General features: G+C 48.5%; 15 protein-coding genes. 10 read left to right on the top strand and 5 right to left on the bottom strand.

Annotated elements, in window-relative coordinates:
* Positions 1–48: 48 nt before the first annotated feature.
* The 6 genes from OLMES_RS18450 (at position 49) to OLMES_RS18425 (ending at position 6,359) form a co-directional block, all read left to right on the top strand.
* Positions 49–432, top strand: coding sequence for a GFA family protein (locus tag OLMES_RS18450; protein ID WP_087462615.1), 384 nt, complete (start codon positions 49–51; stop codon positions 430–432).
* A gap of 232 nt (positions 433–664) precedes the next feature.
* Positions 665–1,894: an alkane 1-monooxygenase gene (locus OLMES_RS18445; protein ID WP_087462614.1), complete on the top strand. Its 1,230-nt coding sequence runs from the start codon at positions 665–667 to the stop codon at positions 1,892–1,894.
* 64 nt (positions 1,895–1,958) lie between these two features.
* Positions 1,959–2,126: a rubredoxin gene (locus tag OLMES_RS18440; protein WP_087462613.1), complete on the top strand. Its 168-nt coding sequence runs from the start codon at positions 1,959–1,961 to the stop codon at positions 2,124–2,126.
* A 29-nt stretch (positions 2,127–2,155) separates the two neighbouring features.
* A complete protein-coding gene (locus OLMES_RS18435; protein ID WP_087462612.1) occupies positions 2,156–2,323 on the top strand; it encodes a rubredoxin in 168 nt (55 codons plus the stop codon).
* A 58-nt stretch (positions 2,324–2,381) separates the two neighbouring features.
* Positions 2,382–3,548, top strand: coding sequence for an FAD-dependent oxidoreductase (locus OLMES_RS18430; RefSeq protein WP_087462611.1), 1,167 nt, complete (start codon positions 2,382–2,384; stop codon positions 3,546–3,548).
* Positions 3,549–3,662: 114 nt separating this feature from the next.
* Positions 3,663–6,359 carry a LuxR C-terminal-related transcriptional regulator gene (locus OLMES_RS18425; RefSeq protein ID WP_087462610.1) on the top strand — a complete coding sequence of 899 codons (2,697 nt, stop codon included), beginning with the start codon at positions 3,663–3,665 and terminating at the stop codon, positions 6,357–6,359.
* A 43-nt stretch (positions 6,360–6,402) separates the two neighbouring features.
* On the opposite strand, the gene OLMES_RS18420 is transcribed toward OLMES_RS18425, so the two are convergent.
* Both OLMES_RS18420 and OLMES_RS18415 read right to left on the bottom strand, forming a co-directional pair.
* Positions 6,403–7,797: an MATE family efflux transporter gene (locus OLMES_RS18420; RefSeq protein WP_087462609.1), complete on the bottom strand. Its 1,395-nt coding sequence runs from the start codon at positions 7,795–7,797 to the stop codon at positions 6,403–6,405.
* A 25-nt stretch (positions 7,798–7,822) separates the two neighbouring features.
* Positions 7,823–8,401 carry a DUF2239 family protein gene (locus OLMES_RS18415; RefSeq protein ID WP_087462608.1) on the bottom strand — a complete coding sequence of 193 codons (579 nt, stop codon included), beginning with the start codon at positions 8,399–8,401 and terminating at the stop codon, positions 7,823–7,825.
* Between the two features lie 212 nt (positions 8,402–8,613).
* Here OLMES_RS18415 and OLMES_RS18410 point away from each other — a divergent pair, with 212 nt between their 5' ends.
* The 4 genes from OLMES_RS18410 to OLMES_RS18395 all read left to right on the top strand — a co-directional run bounded on the left by OLMES_RS18410 (position 8,614) and on the right by OLMES_RS18395 (position 12,090).
* Positions 8,614–9,306: a flavin reductase family protein gene (locus tag OLMES_RS18410; RefSeq protein WP_087462607.1), complete on the top strand. Its 693-nt coding sequence runs from the start codon at positions 8,614–8,616 to the stop codon at positions 9,304–9,306.
* A 324-nt stretch (positions 9,307–9,630) separates the two neighbouring features.
* On the top strand, positions 9,631–9,762 hold the full coding sequence (locus tag OLMES_RS28895; protein WP_269767722.1) for a hypothetical protein: 132 nt from the start codon (positions 9,631–9,633) through the stop codon (positions 9,760–9,762).
* Between the two features lie 146 nt (positions 9,763–9,908).
* Positions 9,909–10,985 (top strand): SDR family oxidoreductase, encoded by a 1,077-nt coding sequence (locus OLMES_RS18400; protein ID WP_157678375.1) that lies wholly within the window; start codon positions 9,909–9,911, stop codon positions 10,983–10,985.
* 25 nt (positions 10,986–11,010) lie between these two features.
* Positions 11,011–12,090 carry a helix-turn-helix transcriptional regulator gene (locus OLMES_RS18395; RefSeq protein WP_157678374.1) on the top strand — a complete coding sequence of 360 codons (1,080 nt, stop codon included), beginning with the start codon at positions 11,011–11,013 and terminating at the stop codon, positions 12,088–12,090.
* Here OLMES_RS18395 and OLMES_RS18390 read toward each other — a convergent pair.
* The 3 genes from OLMES_RS18390 to guaD form a co-directional block, all read right to left on the bottom strand.
* The gene (locus tag OLMES_RS18390) at positions 12,076–14,067 is read right to left on the bottom strand and encodes a methyl-accepting chemotaxis protein (protein WP_087462604.1); all 1,992 of its coding nucleotides are present in this window, start codon (positions 14,065–14,067) and stop codon (positions 12,076–12,078) included. The two genes, OLMES_RS18395 and OLMES_RS18390, sit on opposite strands and share 15 nt — an antisense overlap.
* Positions 14,068–14,502: 435 nt before the next feature.
* Positions 14,503–15,699 carry a urate hydroxylase PuuD gene (locus tag OLMES_RS18385; protein ID WP_087462603.1) on the bottom strand — a complete coding sequence of 399 codons (1,197 nt, stop codon included), beginning with the start codon at positions 15,697–15,699 and terminating at the stop codon, positions 14,503–14,505.
* Between the two features lie 2 nt (positions 15,700–15,701).
* Complete coding sequence (gene guaD, locus OLMES_RS18380; protein WP_087462602.1) at positions 15,702–17,042, bottom strand: guanine deaminase; 1,341 nt, start codon at positions 17,040–17,042, stop codon at positions 15,702–15,704.
* Positions 17,043–17,269: the final 227 nt, after the last annotated feature.

Below are 17,269 nucleotides of genomic sequence, written 5' to 3'. Positions count from 1 at the left end.
CGTAAGCCCCGGGTTTATGCCGGAAATTGACACAAAAACGAGATCACTATGCTTTATCAGGGAAGTTGCCACTGCCAGGCCGTAAAGTTTGAGGTTGAAGCGCCTGAGGTGATTGATGCCGATTACTGCAATTGCTCAATTTGTCGAAAATCAGGTTATTTGCACTTAATCGTGCCTGCAAGTCGTTTCAGACTAGTATCAGGCCTGTATGATCTGACAACCTATACGTTCAATACCGGGATTGCAAAGCACACGTTTTGTAAGCACTGTGGGGTCAAACCCTTTTATACCCCTCGTTCCAATCCAGATGGTGTGGATGTCAATGTTCACTGTCTCGACGTTCCCTCCCAGAACGTCAATATAACCCATTTTGACGGGCAAAACTGGGAAAAACATGCCCATACGTTAGCGCACAAAAGCAAAGATATGTGACTGTATTCGTCCCCGACTCGCCGAAAAATTGCGATTTTCCAATCGATCTCGGTATCCCTGAGCACTCCTTCGTAAAAAACCTAACCCAATCCCTAACTTTAGTTAGGTCTTTCTTGAGTCCATTCCCGTCATACTGCTTCTCAATCGGTGATTAACTGCTTGAAACCGACTTTGAGATGCAACTGATCTTTTAAACATTAGCCTTATCAAACCATAAGAAAGGGGAAGGATTATGACGCAAAGTGGATCAATTGAAGCTGCGGTACCGCAACGCAGCGCACAAGAGCGCCGCTGGGGTGCAATTAAGAAATACTGGTACATGATCACGTTTGTTGTGCCATTCGCTGTGATTGCATCAGCTTATATGGCCATGGTGACCGGGTCTGGTCAATGGTTGTGGGCGCTTGCGGTAATATTCTGGGTGGTTATTCCCGTTGTTGACTATGTATTCGGTGAAGATCCCTATAACCCCACTGAAGAGGAAGAGAACAAGCTAAAAGAAACATCAGGTTATTACAAAGGCGTACTTTATATCGCTACAATTGGCCAGTGGCTCGGCTTGATCAGTATGACCTATGTGGTTGTCGCCGGCGATTTCTCCTGGTTTAACATCTTGGGGGCTTTCCTCAGTATTGGTGCGATGCATGCCGTTGGCCTGACGATGAGCCATGAGCTGGGTCACAAGCTGAATGACAAAACCCAGGTGTTGTTTGCGCAACTGGCCTCTGCCGTATCGGGTTATGCTCACTTCAATATCGAACATAATAAAGGCCATCATAAAGACGTTGCGACGCCGGAAGATCCTGCATCCTCGCGTATGGGCGAGTCAATCTACCGTTTTGCTTTGCGTGAATTGCCGGGTGCAGCCAAGCGGGGCTGGATGCTGGAAGCGGAGCGACTGAAACGCCAGAAACGATCAGTATTCTCTCCTCATAATGAATTGTTGCAAACCACCGCGATCACCGTTGCAGGTTATGGTGCGATGACGTACCTCTTTGGTTGGGCTGCGCTGCCATTCTTGCTGCTCACTGCCGCTTATGGCTGGTTCCAGCTGACGATGGCGAACTACATTGAACACTATGGACTACTACGGGAAACACTTGAGAGTGGTCGGTTTGAACGTTGTCAGCCTAAACACTCCTGGAATACCAACTTTAAAGCGTCAAATCTGTTGACTCTGCATCTTCAGCGTCACTCTGATCACCATGCGCACCCGACACGTCCATACCAGTTGCTGCGTGACTATCCGGATGCGCCCACCTTACCCCAGGGCTATCCAGCAATGATGGGGCTGTCCTTAATACCTAATGCATGGCGCCGGATTATGGACCCGAAAGTGATTGACTGGGCCGGTGGTGATATGAATAAGGTCAACGTGGATCCGGCTCACAAAGACGCGTTATTTGCAAAATATCATCAAGCTGATGCTGCCACAGAAACCGTTACGGTTGCTGCGGCCTGAACGAACACACCGGGGGGGCAATGCCCTCCGGTTCTGACCAGATCAAGATTTAAGGAGAATAACAATGGCAAAGTATCAATGTCCGGATTGCGGTTATGTATATGACGAAATTACCGGTTGTGAGCGGGAGGGGTATCCGGCGGCAACACTCTGGAAGGACATCCCGGAAGATTTTCCCTGTCCGGATTGTTTTGTAAGGGAAAAACCTGATTTTGAACTTGTAGAAGCGTAATTGACCGGTATTGAAAGCAGGAGAATGGTATGTCGTATCGAAAGTATTGTTGTATTACCTGTGACACGATCTATGACGAAGAGTTGGGTTGGCCGGATGATGGTATACCACCGGGTACCCGCTGGGAAGACGTTCCCGATGACTGGACCTGTCCGGAATGTTCCGCCTCGAAATCCGACTTTTATCTCGTTGAGTAGTCTCGTTGAACAATAAAACGCACCCGCGAACGCGTTGCCCCAGAAAGGACACAGTATCATGAAACCTATTGTTATTATTGGTTCCGGTCACGCCGGATTAACCTTGGCCAGAGAAATCAGAGTACTTGATGGGGCGAGCCCGGTTGTTTTGATCAGCCGGGAAGACATTTGCGCCTATTACAAGCCGAACCTGTCTAAAGCGCTTACGATGCGTAAAAGTCCAGAGGATCTGGTGATGAAGTCAGAAACTCAGCTTCAGGAGCAACTACAGATTACCCTCATGAGTCGGTGCACTGTCGTTGCGGTTAATGCAGGTGATCAGATCGTTTCCGTACAAGATGATCAAGGCATGCAGCAGGATCTGAGCTACCGCGCACTTGTTATGGCAACGGGCGCGAATCCGGTACGTGTACCGATTCAAACGACCGGTCCGGTACCCATACATACTCTGAATAATCTGGATGATTTTCGGGCGTACCACCGGGACTTGCAAGGTAAAAAGCGGGTGTTGGTTATCGGTGCGGGGTTTGTCGGGGCTGAAGTCGCCAGTGACCTGATATCACACGGAATACAGGTGGATGTGGTCGATAAAGGCCTTTGGCCCTTACAGCGGGTTTTACCGGAAACGCTGGGCAGCGCAATTCAAAATGCCATGGCAAAGACCGGCGTGACATGGCATATGGGGCGTGTTGTCGAGTCAATTGAAGCCGGTGAGTCTGAATACCGCGTCAAGTTATCCGATGGATCGATAATTTTGACTGAAATGATCCTGTCTGCGGTCGGGCTACGCGCCAATACTCAACTGGCCAACTCCGCCGGAATCAATGTAGGCCAGGGATATATCGTAGATCGTGTCTCTCAAACCTCTGTGAAGGGTATCTACGCACTGGGGGATTGTGCACAGTATGAGGGATCAATAGTGCCGTTTATTGCACCCGCGACGCTGGCAGCCAAAGCGCTTGCTAAAACATTGACCGGTTCTCCCGCAGCGCTGAACTTTCCCGCACTGCCTGTGCCCGTTAAACTCAGTGCCTGTCCGACGGTAATCTGCCCATCACTCGTGGGCAATGGTGTCTGGGAAGTGCAGGGGGCGGGTACGGACCTCGAGGCCCATTTATTGGATGAGCATGGCCAGATTATTGGCTTTGCCTTAACAGGGACAAGTGTGGCGCGCAAGAATGCCTTGATGCAAAAATGCCAAACCACTCTGGAATTAGTCGCTTAAGTCTCAGGTTTTTAAATTCGTGACTCTCTGGTCGGGCTGGTCTAAATTTAAGCTTTACCAGAGTGTCTCGGTTTGCGTCCGTATCATAAGAACAATGAGTTGATTTACTGTTAAATGCCTGAAAAAACTGTCTTCGATTCTGATATCTCACCCCCATCCTTTGGTAATCATTTAGCCAGGGATAAACTCCTCCGACAATTGCAGCATGTGCCTAAAAAACTGACCTTGATACAGGCACCACCCGGGTATGGGAAAACGGCCCTGATGTTGCAAATGCGTAATCTGACATCGGTGAAATCGGCCTGGGTGAATATTCGGGAAGCTGATAATGACCCGGTAAACTTCATTCACAAAATCAGCGCTGCACTTGCTGCAGTCGAATCGGAAGACAAGGATTCACTCTCAGGTCACCAGCTTGGGGGCTTGGCACCCTCGTCATTTGCGCCCTTGATTCGTTCATTAGTAACGGAAATGAACCAGTACCCGGCGTTTAATCTGTATCTTAATGATGTGGATTTTGTCAGCAATCCAGTTACCCTGGAACTGATTGAACGCATGCTGCATTTGAGTCGGGCAAGCGTGCATTTTTATGTAACCGCGACGCAGACGATTTCATTCTCCTACGCGCAACTTTTGATCGAGAATCAGGTTGCCAGTATCAATCAGGAGTCCCTTCGCTTTACGGTGGCAGATGTGTGTCACCTGTATGCCCATGTTCAGCGCCGAGAATTAGCACAAGATACTGCAGCGATACTGGTTCAACGGTGTGAAGGTTGGCCTGCGGCGCTGTCATTTGCGGTTAATACCTTGGCCGATGATGCCGATGTGGCGGGATTTATTCAGGAAATCAGTTCGGTTCACAGCGCCTTTGACCGGTATTTCATTGAGCGAATTTACGAGAAACAAACCGAGCCGTTAAAGCAGTTAATGCTGCGTTTGAGTCTTCTCGATCGTTTCAGTATCAGTCTTGGTCAGCTCCTGAGTGACGATGAGAGGGATAGCCGAGCGTTTTCCGAGTACATCAAAAACCATACTTTCGTAACCCCGATCGGTGGAACCGGGCACTGGTATCGATTTCATCAATTGTTCCATTTGTTTCTGAAATCCCGATGCGAGCAGGAATTGCCTGCCAGTATGCGAGCTAAATATGAACTCAAGGCCGCGCACTGGTTTGCGGATGAAGGTTTAATTGAAGAGGCAATTCAGTTGGCGATTCAGGCCAATGCACCGGATCAGGCAGCACAATGGATGGAGCAGGCCTTCCCGACGGTGGTGGTGCGTCTGGGTAAGCATGTCACCTTTGGCAACTGGTTTCTGGCCTTGAGTGATGAGGTGATAGAACGTTCCCCCTGGGTGCGCATCGGTTACATGTGGTCACTTACGGCGCGAAGAGAATATTTGAAAGTCGCAGAGCAAATCAGCTGGCTAAATGCCCACAAGAAGAATTATCCGGTGGCGATTCAGGGTGACGTTGAGCGTACAACCAGTTTGATCATTTGTGCGATGAAAGGGTTACAGGATGATGCCGAGGGTGGAGACCCTCTGGTCACGCAGTGGCTGGCGAAATGGAAAAATCCCGAGATGTTTTATCGTCAGGGTGACTATCATTACGAGCTGGGTCTCGCATACCTGCTTAAAGGCTTTTGTGCGAAGTGTCTTTCTGATTTTAAAGGCGCGCGTTTTGCTTTGAATGAGTCCCTCGATCACTTCCGGGCCGATGGTACCTACTACGGGCAAACCTGGGCGAAATCGTTGTTGGCTGTCAATTATGCCAAACAAGGGTTTCAGCATGAAGCGCAACAAGAAGCCTTGGAGGGCTATCAACTGGCCCAATCCACTTTGGGCCAGAACTCCCATTCCGGCTATGGTTTAGCCGCACTGCTGGCAGCCATTCACTACGAATACGACGAGCTGGACCTCGCACAGACCTATATCACAGATACCTTGGAAGCACTTAAAGAACAAAGCTCTACAGATCTGCTCGTTGCCTGTTACGAAACCCATGCCCGGTTGCTCATTCATCATCAGTCGCTAGAGGAAGCGCTTGGTTTTTTAAAAGATGGCATCAAGTGGGCGGAAGGACAGCGCCTTGAGCGATTGAAGTATAAGCTAGTGGACGAACTTATCGTCTGGTTGATTCGGTTGAATCGCAATCTGGAGGCGGAGCAGTATGCCAGCCAGTATGATCTGATTCTGGAGTGCGCGGAGCGATTCTCGCTCGAAACATCGCACCACCGTATCGCTGCACGAAGCATTATTTATACTCTGTTGGGGCGTCAGCAGTTCACTGATGCTGAAACGATTCTGGAACGCTCACTGCTCAAAAGCAGACAATTGAATCAACAACGAAAAGTCACCCTGCAACTCGCTTTGTTGGCGATCTGCAAGTCTGAACAAGGTTTACAGCCTGAAGCGGATGAACTGTTGTTAAATGCATTGCAAATGGCTGCAGCACAAGGTTATTGTCGGCTGTTTATTGATGAACCCCGTTTCTATCCGGGCATCAAAAACTTGATGCAACAGGCTCATAGTCTCGAAAGTGCCCCTGTCGCGGGCTTTTTGAAAGCTATCGCGGGTAAGATTGATCTCGACAGTGTTGGCGGGGAGACTTTGGTTGACCCTCTTACGGCGAAAGAGTCCGAGATAATTCAAATGCTGGAAAGTGGATTAACCAACAAAAAAATAGCCGAAGCGCTGTTTATTTCGGAAGGGACACTGAAATGGCATTTGCACAACATCTATTCGAAACTACAGGTTAAAAATCGGACTCAGGCGCTGGCTGAGGGACGTCGGCTCGGGTATTTGTCATGAAATTTCCCCTGTGCTTTAGCCCAGGGGAGGCCCGTGAAAAATATTATTTGGCCTCGGCGTAGAACAGGCCCAAGTGATAGTCTGGCTCTCGAGCACGGTTGCGGAGTATCGCCACTGTGAGCAGTAACGCAAGCACTTCAGAAACTGGTCCAGCGTACCATACGCCCCATTCGCCAAATGGGAGTGGTAACATGAATACCAATGGCAATGCAAACCCATAGGTTTTCGTCACACTCAAAATCATGGCGCGCTTGGCGTCGCCGATACTTTGAAAAAACATGCGTACCATCATCAAGGGGCCTAACAGAAACAAAGCGAAAGTTGATATGGGTAATATCCGGCTCACTTCTTTGATAACGGCCTCATCCTCGACGAACCAGCTACCAAGGGAATCTTTAAGGTGCCATAAAAGCATTTCAATCGAGACACAATAAACGAGTGCCGAGATCAGAGCGATTTTGATGCCCAGATTGGTCCGATTGAATTGTTGAGCGCCAACGTTATTTCCCGTTATGCTCTGAAAAGCCAGGCTAAGGCCGAGCAGAGGTAAAAATACAAACGTCATCAAACGGGTGATGATGCCGTAAGCACCTACGGTCGTGGCATAGTGGGACTCTGACCAGAGTTGCAGATTAAACAAAATTGCAGCTGATGAGAGCGCGATGCCGATGTAAGTCAGACTGGATGGCGCGCCAAGTGCGAGAAAATCACGCCAATGATTGCGATTTTTCGACCAGTGTATTGCCTGTATCGGTAGCCGATTGCGTTTGGATCGTCGAAACCCGGCGATCACCAGCAGTGCGAAGAATTGTGCGAGTACCGTACCAATCGCGGATCCGGCGACACCATATTCCATAATGGCAATCAACACGTAGTTTAGGCATCCATTGAGCAGAACGGTCAGTAATGAAGCCAGTGCCATGATTCCCGCGTGACCTTCGCAGCGTAGCGAGTCACTGTTGATGGTGAGAATGAACATTAATGGGGAGCCAAAAATCAAAATCGCCATATATTGATAGCTCATTTCTGCCAGCTCAGCTGCATCATCATTCGCAGCCAGGGTGAGTGTGTGGCCAAACAGCGCAAAAAAGACAATCAAGAGACCGCATACAGCAGAAGACAATGTGATGGCCTGTGCAAAGGTATCTTTGGCTTCGGTTATTTCTGCCGCGCCCAAAAGCCGTGCCATTACGCTGGCAAAACCTGTTGAAACCAGAGTCGACAAGGCAACCAGCAGCATAAAGAGCGGAAACATGGACGTCACCGCTGAGAGTGCATCGGCCCCGACAAAAAAGCCGAGAAAATAGGCATCCACAAGATTAAATGATCCATTCACCAGCATCATCAGAATGATGGGGGCAGCCGTTTTTATAAAAACCTTGGTCAGTGATCCAGTTAGAAAAACATTGTTGTTTTTATTTGTGATCGTGTCAGTCATTGCCTTGTCCTTGCTCAGTCCTTGATTAGTGAGTTTCTGACGGAATGGATCCTTGATGGAGCTGATTTATGCGTTCAAATTTTTCCAATAACAGCGGTTTCATCTCCGACGGCCAAGTCGCTATTGCGGCTTCAAAGTTTACACGGCTATTTCGGTATAACGCTCTACTTGCTTCCTCGAATCCTGTTTCATCGGCAAATACAGTCATCAAGCCATAGAGCTGGTTTTGTTTCTGTTGAATTCGTTCATCCACCGTCGCGTTCTTCATGGCGTGATCGACCAACCGCCGGAGCGTAACGGATGCGCCACCCCGTTGACTTGCCAGCCAATCCCAGTGTTTGGGTAGCAATGTGACTTCTCTGGCAGTTACACCTAACTTAGGACGACCGCGTTTATTGGGTGTGGATGCGACGGGCAGAGGCAAGCTTTCAATTACACTTTGCGCGTCACCGTGCCAATTTAAATCAATACGTTTACAGGATTCGAATTCAAACACATAGGGCTCAATTGCATCACCAAGCGCTTTTGTCTCGGCAACAATAGTCTCCAAATCGCCACGGGAAATCAGTTTTCTTTCATAAATAGCAATGTATTCAGTGCTCATCTTTCTGTACTCAATTAATCTGGGTTAATTAATAATACCCGGATAATAATCTATGTCAATTTATCCGGGTAAAAATAAAATGTACGCGAATCAGGCGCGAAGATACGAGAGCGGCAGCGATGAAGTTTTGACTTGAGTATTTAACAAGAATCGGGCTGAAATCATGGTGGCAATATAGACAATATCAACCTTTTAAAAAGGGAGATTTAGCGATGCATCGATTGATAGAGCCTTCAATATTATATTTCGGAACACCTACTGTAATTGTCAGCACGTTGAACGATGACGGTTCAACGAATCTTGCGCCGATTTCTGCGGTTTGGTGGTTAGGTTGGTCCTGCATGCTGGGACTTGACGCGAGTTCGCAGACGACCCTTAATTTGATAAATCGAGGCGAGTGTGTTTTGAATCTGGCTAGCGTCCATAATGTTGAGGCGGTAAACAAACTTGCACTTACGACCGGAAAGTCTGACGTTCCAATGCATAAAAAAATGCTGGGCTATCGATCAGTAGAAGATAAGTTCACGCTGGCAGAGCTAACCCCGCTGGATGCGATTGCTGTCGAACCAAAGCGAGTTAAAGAATGTGACATTCATCTTGAAGGACGTGTGGCAAAAATCCATGATTTTGCCATTTCTGATGCAAGAATGGGGGTTCCCGCGGTAGCCGTAGAGGTCACCGTTGAACACATCCATGCCTTGAGCAGCTTGTTATACAGTGGTTCAAAGGTAGACCCCAACAAATGGAATCCACTTATCATGAACTTCAGAGAACTCTATGGCCTGTCGGGGCGATTAGGTGACTCGAATTTAGCGGCAAGACCAGAGTTTTTATATGCTCCCTGGAAGTTTGGTTTTCTCGGAAGATTGTTAAGGCGAATGTTTTTTCGACAGTACAAGAGCTAGTATGTATGTTGATATTTTGTTCGAAACCAAAGCTACTCGGGGTAACCCTCCGCGTGAAAGGTGCTTTATGATTTGCTCTACTTACGATTATAGAATGTGAAATTACTATGATAGAAGAATTGGTAACTTTGTATCGTCCCACCGCTCCGAATGAATTGGAATTGGTTGAAAATTCTGGTTATAAAAGGTGGCCGAGACGGCTTCCGGGTCAGCCGATTTTTATCCGGTAACCAATGAGAAATACGCCGCTGAGATCGCCTCGAAATGGAATGTTCAGGATAGCAAAGTGGTTTTGTAACGCGTTTTCAGGTGAAAAAATCTTTTATGGATCGATATGAAGTTCAGACAGTCGGTGCTTCATATCACACGGAGTGGTGGGTTCCTGATGGTGATCTTGAAGAGTTAAACGATAATATTGTCGGCCTTATAGAGGTGATTGCTGAATATCGGGAATAATACTCGAATTGATGACTGACATCTGCTCCAACTGCATTGTCGCTCGAACTACCCCAATTGCAATCTGGCTCAAATCCACATTGTTTTAATGCTCGCGCTTGATGAAGATAGAGTTCGTTATGGGGCTTTATCAGGAGTGTTTGGGTATGGACAAGAAGATTGCATTTGTCACCGGCGCGAGTGGGTTTATTGGGCATTGGGTTGTTCGAGAGCTTTTGAAAAATGATTTCGAAGTTATTGCGCTGTTCCGAAATCCTGAGGTTCAGTTTCCGAGAATAAAAACTTGGCTTGGCTCTCGGGGTGTCAATTCACCAATCCGGGCTGTGAAAGGAGATCTGACACAGCCTGATTTCGCGCTTGAAAGCGATGCCCTGGAAGCGTTATCGAGTATTACCCATATTTTCCACTTGGGTGGTTCGATGCGCTGGAACATGAGCCGGGGCGAAGCTCGAGGGGTTAACCTTGCGCCTTTGAGCACACTCGTTACACTGGCGAAAAATGCGGTTAACTTTCAGCGATTTGTGCAGTTTTCGGGGTTTATGATTCGAAACTTCGCATTACGGGAGGAGATCGGGTTAGCGAATTGTCCGCGTCCAGCAGAATATAACTGGAATCAGCTGTACCGTCGTTTTGGTGGTTATGAAGCATCCAAGTTTGAGTTTCATTTTAAACTGGTTAATCAACTGCAAATGCTGAAAATACCTTACACTGTGATTCATCCCGCAAGTGTCATTGGTGACAGTGAAAGTGGAGAGGTTATCAGTGAAGATCTGGTGTCACTGGCGGATGTCTTATATCGGAAAAAATTGCCAGCGATTCCGGGGCGACGGCAGGATGTGATGCCACTGATCCCTGTGGATTTTCTGGCACGGTTTGCGGTTGCAATTACCAGCTCGGATGAAACCGAGGGAGAGGAATATGTTCTGCTCGATCCGCGATCGCCTGATTTACTTACATTCCTGGAAATGCTGGGCAAGGGGTTGGGGGTTAAGGTGCCCCGGCGTAGAGTCCCTATTTCGTGGTTGATGCTCCTGATGAAACTGGGATTCGGGCGGTGGTTACCTTTGCCTGTGGAACCGCTTGCCTTTGTTACAAATTATTCGTTTGATACTTCTAATACAGAACGAATTGCTTCGCACTTGCAACTTCAATGGCCGTGCCCGGAGAGCTACATCGCTCACATGGCGCTATATCTCAGGGAACAAGTTGTCCTGTCAAATTGACTTTCGTCGCAAAAGAGGGAGTGTATTGAAAACAACTGCTCAAGAGGCCCGTGTGACCACGATTCCTGCGGATTCCTATTCCGTATCGACGGAAACCCTTGCAACCTACTACCAAGCCGTTATCCAGTATTTGCGGCGCAGAGGGGACTACTCGCAGTTGGCCGTTCGTTTTTGTCAGCAAGTTCATGAGCTTGAGGGATTTGAACCCACCAATACTGTGCCGGTCGAGGTTGTCGCAGAAAATATGGATCGGGTCGCACAATGGATCGATGAACCCTGTCTGGGCTTGAAAGTGGCACCAGATGCGATTCGCTTACAGGGGCGGCTGGCGTTGTTTTTTAATGAATCGCCTTTGGCGATTCCAGAATACCTGCAAATGCTCAAACGCTATATCGGTATCAGCTCCCGTGCGATGGAGATAACGATCATGCAAGCAGAAGACGCATTGCAGTTTGCACTGCAAGGAAATACTGCAGCCGGAATGAATCGTCATCTGGTGGAAGGATATGTTTCTTCGGTCTGTGAAATGGTATTTCAAGCACACCAGATAAAACCCACCGTTGTTGAATTCTGCCATTCCTTGCCGAATGGAATTTCTGAGCCATCGGTTTATTTCGATTTACTGAGAGTTCGGCCTGTATTTGAATGTGAAAAAACGCTTATAAAATTTCCGCTACAGCGTAGTCAAAAATTTGAATACAGTGTGACCTCAAGTGAGCAGGTTGTGGCACAGATTAGAAAAATGGAGGGCCTTCGATCTCGGAAAATCGGAGCGGAAACGTACGAGTCCCGGTGCCGTCACCTGATCGAGATTTTGTTGTACTATGGAGAACCATCTAAAAACTCACTGGCGGATGTGTTATCGGTTTCTCCGCGGACATTACAGCGCCGACTGGAGGACGAAGGCCAAACATTCCGATCGTTGCTGCGTGATATCCGTATGCGGTTTGCCCAGGAATATGTGCTGGATAGATCGCTCTCTAGTGAAGCTGTCGCCTTTATGCTGGGTTTTCAGGATGTGGCGCATTACTTTAAATCATTCAAAAGCTGGTTTGGCATGTCGCCGCTGCAATACCGGAAGCAACATGGGTCAGCGTGCCGCTGACGCGATTTTGAAACGGCCCGTTACGCCGTGAAGTTGTCCTGCGAGGTCGCTCAGTTGCACACTGGCTGCTGAGGTCTGGGCTGCACCGGCGGCGTTTTGTCGGGCTGCATCACTGATTGCTGTGAGGCTTTGGTTTATCTCTTCAGAAACCTGGTTTTGTTGCGTCACGGCTGCTGCGATTTCTGTGGTTCGCTGGGCGATAAGTTCAATTTTCAAATTACTCTCTGCCACCAGATCAGCGGTTTTTTCCGCGCGAGTCCGGGTCGTGTCGGAATAATCTGCACTCTCATGCATTACGTCGACCGCCTCCCGTGTATGTTGCTGGAGCTCTGCGATCATGGTGTGGATATGGGTTGTCGACTCCTGGGTTTTTTGCGCCAACTGCCGGACTTCATCGGCCACAACAGAGAATCCTCGTCCTTGTTCCCCGGCTCGCGCGGACTCGATGGCGGCATTCAGCGCCAACAGGTTGGTTTGATCGGCGATGGAGCGAATCACTTCCAATACCGAGCCAATGGAGTTGGTTCGTTCTTCAACCTGCTTGATTTTCGTTTCTGCGCTGTGAACTTTGCGAGTCAGATCGTTAAATGCGGTAATAGTGTCCTGGATGCTTGACCGGGTTTCATTCGAAAGCCCGCTGGCTTGCTCTGTTGCATCGGCAACTTCAGTCGCATTTACGGCTACCTGATGTATGGTTGTTGTCATTTCCTGCATCGCGTGGTGGACCTGGCTGATATTCTCCTGTTGTTCGTCGAGGCTCATGTTGGTTTGTACACTGACAGCACTGGTTTGTTCTGCTGTTGTCGAGAGTAATGTGCTGGCATCGAGGATGTTGCCAATCACTTTATTCAGCTCCTGATTCATTCGATGCATAGCGCCATAGACACCTGCGGAAACGCCATGTTGACGGAATGACATGGTCAGATCACCATCCGCAATCCGCTCGGAGATGGCTTTCATCTCATCTGGCTCTCCTCCCAAAGGGCGGAGGATCGAGTAAGCGAGGCGCAGTGCCAGCGCAATAACAAGAATTACGGTTGCGCAGACCACAGATATCAGCAGGGTTTGTAACGTACTGACCGGGGCAAGTGCCTCTGCCTCATCAATTTCTGCGAGAAGAACCCAGGTTACGCCATGGATGCTAATGGGGGTGAATGCGGAGAGTACAGGATTGCCATTATAATCCGTAATAATACGGGTATCCGTGATACCTTTTAGTGCAGCATTTACGCCTTCAGTATCTACACCATTTTGGGCTACGGAGCCTGCAAAGCTGGCAATGACGGAATGATGTTCCGGATCCAGATAAGAGTCTGAGCGCATTCGTTTATCGCCCCCTACGAGATAGCTTTCACCGGTTTCCCCCATGCCATCCCGCTGGGTCATCACTTCATTAATTTTGTTGATGGAGAGCTGCAGTGCAACAACCAGCTGAACCTGATTATCGAGTGTTATGGGCTGGGCAATAAAGGCAGCAGGTTCCCCCGCGCTCGGCGCATAGGGACTAAAGTCGACTAAACCAAAGGTTCTTGTGTCCCTGACTTGTTTAAACAGCTGCCCCAAACCACTGTTTGCGTAGGCTCCATGTTGCAAGTTCGTTTGATAGTCGGACTCCCTCGCGACAGTGTACAGAATGTCGCCTTCAGCACTGATTATAAATAGGTCGTAGTAGCCAAGGGTATTGATATACTTTTCAAAAAAATCGTGATTTTGATGTGCTGATGCGCTGGCCTGTTCAGAGGAGCGGGTCTGGATGAGTCTACTGACGGTCTCTGTTAATATCTCCAGCTCGTTCTGCTTGAGTTCAAGATAGCCTTCAATTTGGGTTTGTTTGATTGCACGAATAGCGGTGAGTTGCTGGAATGCCTGGTCTTTCAGGGATTGGCTGGCCACGTCTAGAGATAAATAACCGATAAAGATGGCGGGAATCAAGCCCAGGGTTAAAAAGCTGACGAGCAAGCGGTGTTTGGTTTTCATGATGGTGTAAACCTCCCTGTCGAGCAACCGGATTTTGGGGCACGGTCGCGTTATCCTCAGTGTGTGTCGATTGTGTGTCGGTTGAAATGTGCCTGTAATATGAACAATGTGTTTAATTAGTGATCCAGTATGGCACAGCCCCAAAGAAGTGCAAAAGCGGGACAAATACGAGTTCTTCATCAAGCCCAGTTTCAGCTTATTGAATTAAAAAGAGAAATTTAATTGTTTTAATTGGGCGTGGGGGAATATGAAAAAATGTTCTAAAAGCGATCTGGAATTAATGTTTTGGAAATCATGTTCTGGAAGCCCCAAGCGAGTATTCATTTCTCGCTTGGTTAGTTGCGGGAATGTTGGCACCGCTATCGATTCAATCAAGTGCCATCGGTTCGATCAAGTGCTAGCGACTCAATCACGTTCTACCGACTCAAATTTCATCTACTGCTTCAGCCACTGAATAATTGATGCTCGTTCTTCATCTGTCATATCCGTCAGATTACCCAGCGGCATATAGTTCGACGCTGTCACTTCAACTATTTTGCTGCGCATTGCATCGACCTGTGCCACGGTTTCCAGCATCACACCCGCAGGCGCTGAAGCAAAGCCTGCCTGTGTGGGCTGAGCGGCATGGCAGGTTGTGCATCGGTTGGCGATGATTGCCATCGCTTGAAGTTCATTTAGCGTTGCAAGCGGTGGAGTTGTATTAGCTTGTTGACTCGTTGGTGTGACTGTTTTGGGTGCTATCACTACAGCCAGGATAACAGTGAGCGCTGCTGCCGCGATCAATATTCCCGGCTTTACAATTCCTTTATGACGCAGATTGAAGAAATGGCGGGAAAATGCGGTGATAAATCCTATTGCCGATAACACGAGCCAGTTGTATTCGTGGCTGTAGGTAATGGGGTAGTGGTTGCTGATCATAATGAAGAGCAACGGCAGGGTGAAATAATTGTTGTGGGTTGATCTGAGTTTGGCAAATGCACCAAAGCTGGGATCGGGCGATTCCCCTTTTTGAACTGCCGCAACCAGGGCGCGTTGTGAGGGCATAATGCCGAGAAATACATTGCCAGCCATGATTGTCCCGATTAAAGCACCTACATGAATGTAAGCACCACGGGGGGAAAAAATACTGCAGGCGATCCAGGTCATCAGTACCATAAAGGCAAATAACACGGCACCAAATGCTTTGCCGTTGTGTCGCAGTGGTGTGCGCAGAATCGCTTCATAAACCCCAAACCCGGCCAGAATAAATCCCAATCCGCTGGCAACAGCTTGCCAGGGTTCCATTGCCAGCTTGCTGGAGTCGATCAGATATCGCTCTGCGCCCACATAATACACAATCCACAACAGCGTCATACCGGTTAGCCAGGTGGTATAGGCCTCCCACTTGAACCAATGCAGTTTCTCCGGCATTTCTTCGGGTCCAAGTTTGTATTTGGCCACTTCATAGAAGCCGCCACCATGGATCGCCCAGAGATCTCCACCGATACCTTTTTTCTGCTTCCATTCCGGTGGATGTTCAAGGTTGTTATCCAGCCAGACAAAATAGAAGGAGGCACCAATCCAGGCTACCCCGGCAATGACGTGAAACCAGCGGAAAAACAGGTTCAGCCATTCCCAAATATAGGCTTCCATCGTTATTGCCCCCCTTGCGCCTGAATTTTATTTTTCGTGTTCTTGGCATCGCCATCCCGGTCATGGACGCAGTCACCCGCAACATAAGTGGCTTTGATTGCCCGGTCATCACCGAGAATGATCATGGAAAACAGCTTTTCTTTCAGAGTGGTTGATTTTGACTGTTTGAGACGCATCAGCGGTGTGCAGTTGAAATCCAGAACTGCAAAGTCTGCTTCGTTACCGAGATTGAAAGAGCCGATTTTGTCCTCTAACTGCAGTGATTTTGCATTCCCCAATGTCGCGAGATACAAACTTTTCAACGGGCATAGGGCGTGTCCATTTAGCTGACATACTTTGTAAGCTTCATTCAATGTGTGCAGCATGGAAAAACTGGTTCCGCCTCCCACGTCAGTTGCCACACTGTAGGTGACTTTCTCTTGTTCGAGTTTTGCGATATCCAGCAAACCGCTGCCGAGGAATAGATTCGAGGTCGGGCAAAATGAAACGCTGGATCCTGTCTCCCGGAATCGCGCATGTTCCCGCGGTGTAAGGTGGACACCATGGGCAAAGACACTGCGGGGACCCAGTAATCCAAATTGATCGTACACGTCGAGGTAGTCTTTGCTCTCCGGAAACAGGGATTGTACAAAGGCAACTTCATCTTTGTTTTCGGAAATATGGGTTTGCAGGTATACATCGGGATATTCTTCGCAAAGCTGACCGGCTTTAGCCAGTTGTTCCGGGGTGGAGGTAATCGCAAATCGAGGTGTGACCGCATAGAGTTGTCGCCCCGTGTGATGCCATTTTTCAATCAGTGCTTTTGAGTCCTGATAGCTTGATTCTGCGGTGTCGCAGAGAAAATCCGGCGCATTGCGGTCCATCATCACTTTACCGCAAATCATGCGTGCATTTTTCCCGTGGGATGCCGTAAAAAATGCCTCAACTGAAGCCGCATGTACCGTACCGAACACCAGTGCGGTGGTCGTCCCGTTGCGGAACAATTCATCCAGGAAAAACGTGGCCATTTCGGCAGCATAGCCGGGATCTGCGAATTTTCGTTCCGTCGGGAACGTATAGTTATTCAGCCAGTCCAGTAGTTGCTCGCCGTGAGAAGCTATAACCTCGACCTGGGGAAAATGAATATGGGTATCAATCAGGCCGGGGATAATCAGGTGCCCGGAATAATCAATAACCGGTAAATCAGGGGACGCTGCGAGCAGCGTACTGGCATCACCGAGAGCTTTGACCAGACCATTTTCGATAACCAACAGGCCATCTTCCAGAAAGGTATAGGCGTTTTCGCCATCCACATCAGGGTCGGAATGGAAGTGAAGCAGGGCAGCACGGTAAGCTTGAATCATGTTAGTTTCTCGGGTTTAAAAATTTGCTGGATTTAATTAGGGTCTGTTGACGTTTCATATTTAACCTCTGCCAGCGCTATTTTTTTGTCCAGTCAGGCGCTGCGAGTGTCGTGTAGTTATTCTACATCAGCGAGCAGCAACGCATCGGGGCGAAAAAATAGCGCTGGCCCGAAGGGTTGAGCCTGAAAATCGCTCACTCCGCGTCACTCGTCGCTCATTTGGAATAA

Source organism: Oleiphilus messinensis, from assembly GCF_002162375.1.
Classification (GTDB): Bacteria; Pseudomonadota; Gammaproteobacteria; order Pseudomonadales; family Oleiphilaceae; genus Oleiphilus; species Oleiphilus messinensis.
The sequence above is the reverse complement of the archived record's forward strand: the minus strand, read 5'-3'. Positions and strand labels throughout refer to the sequence as shown.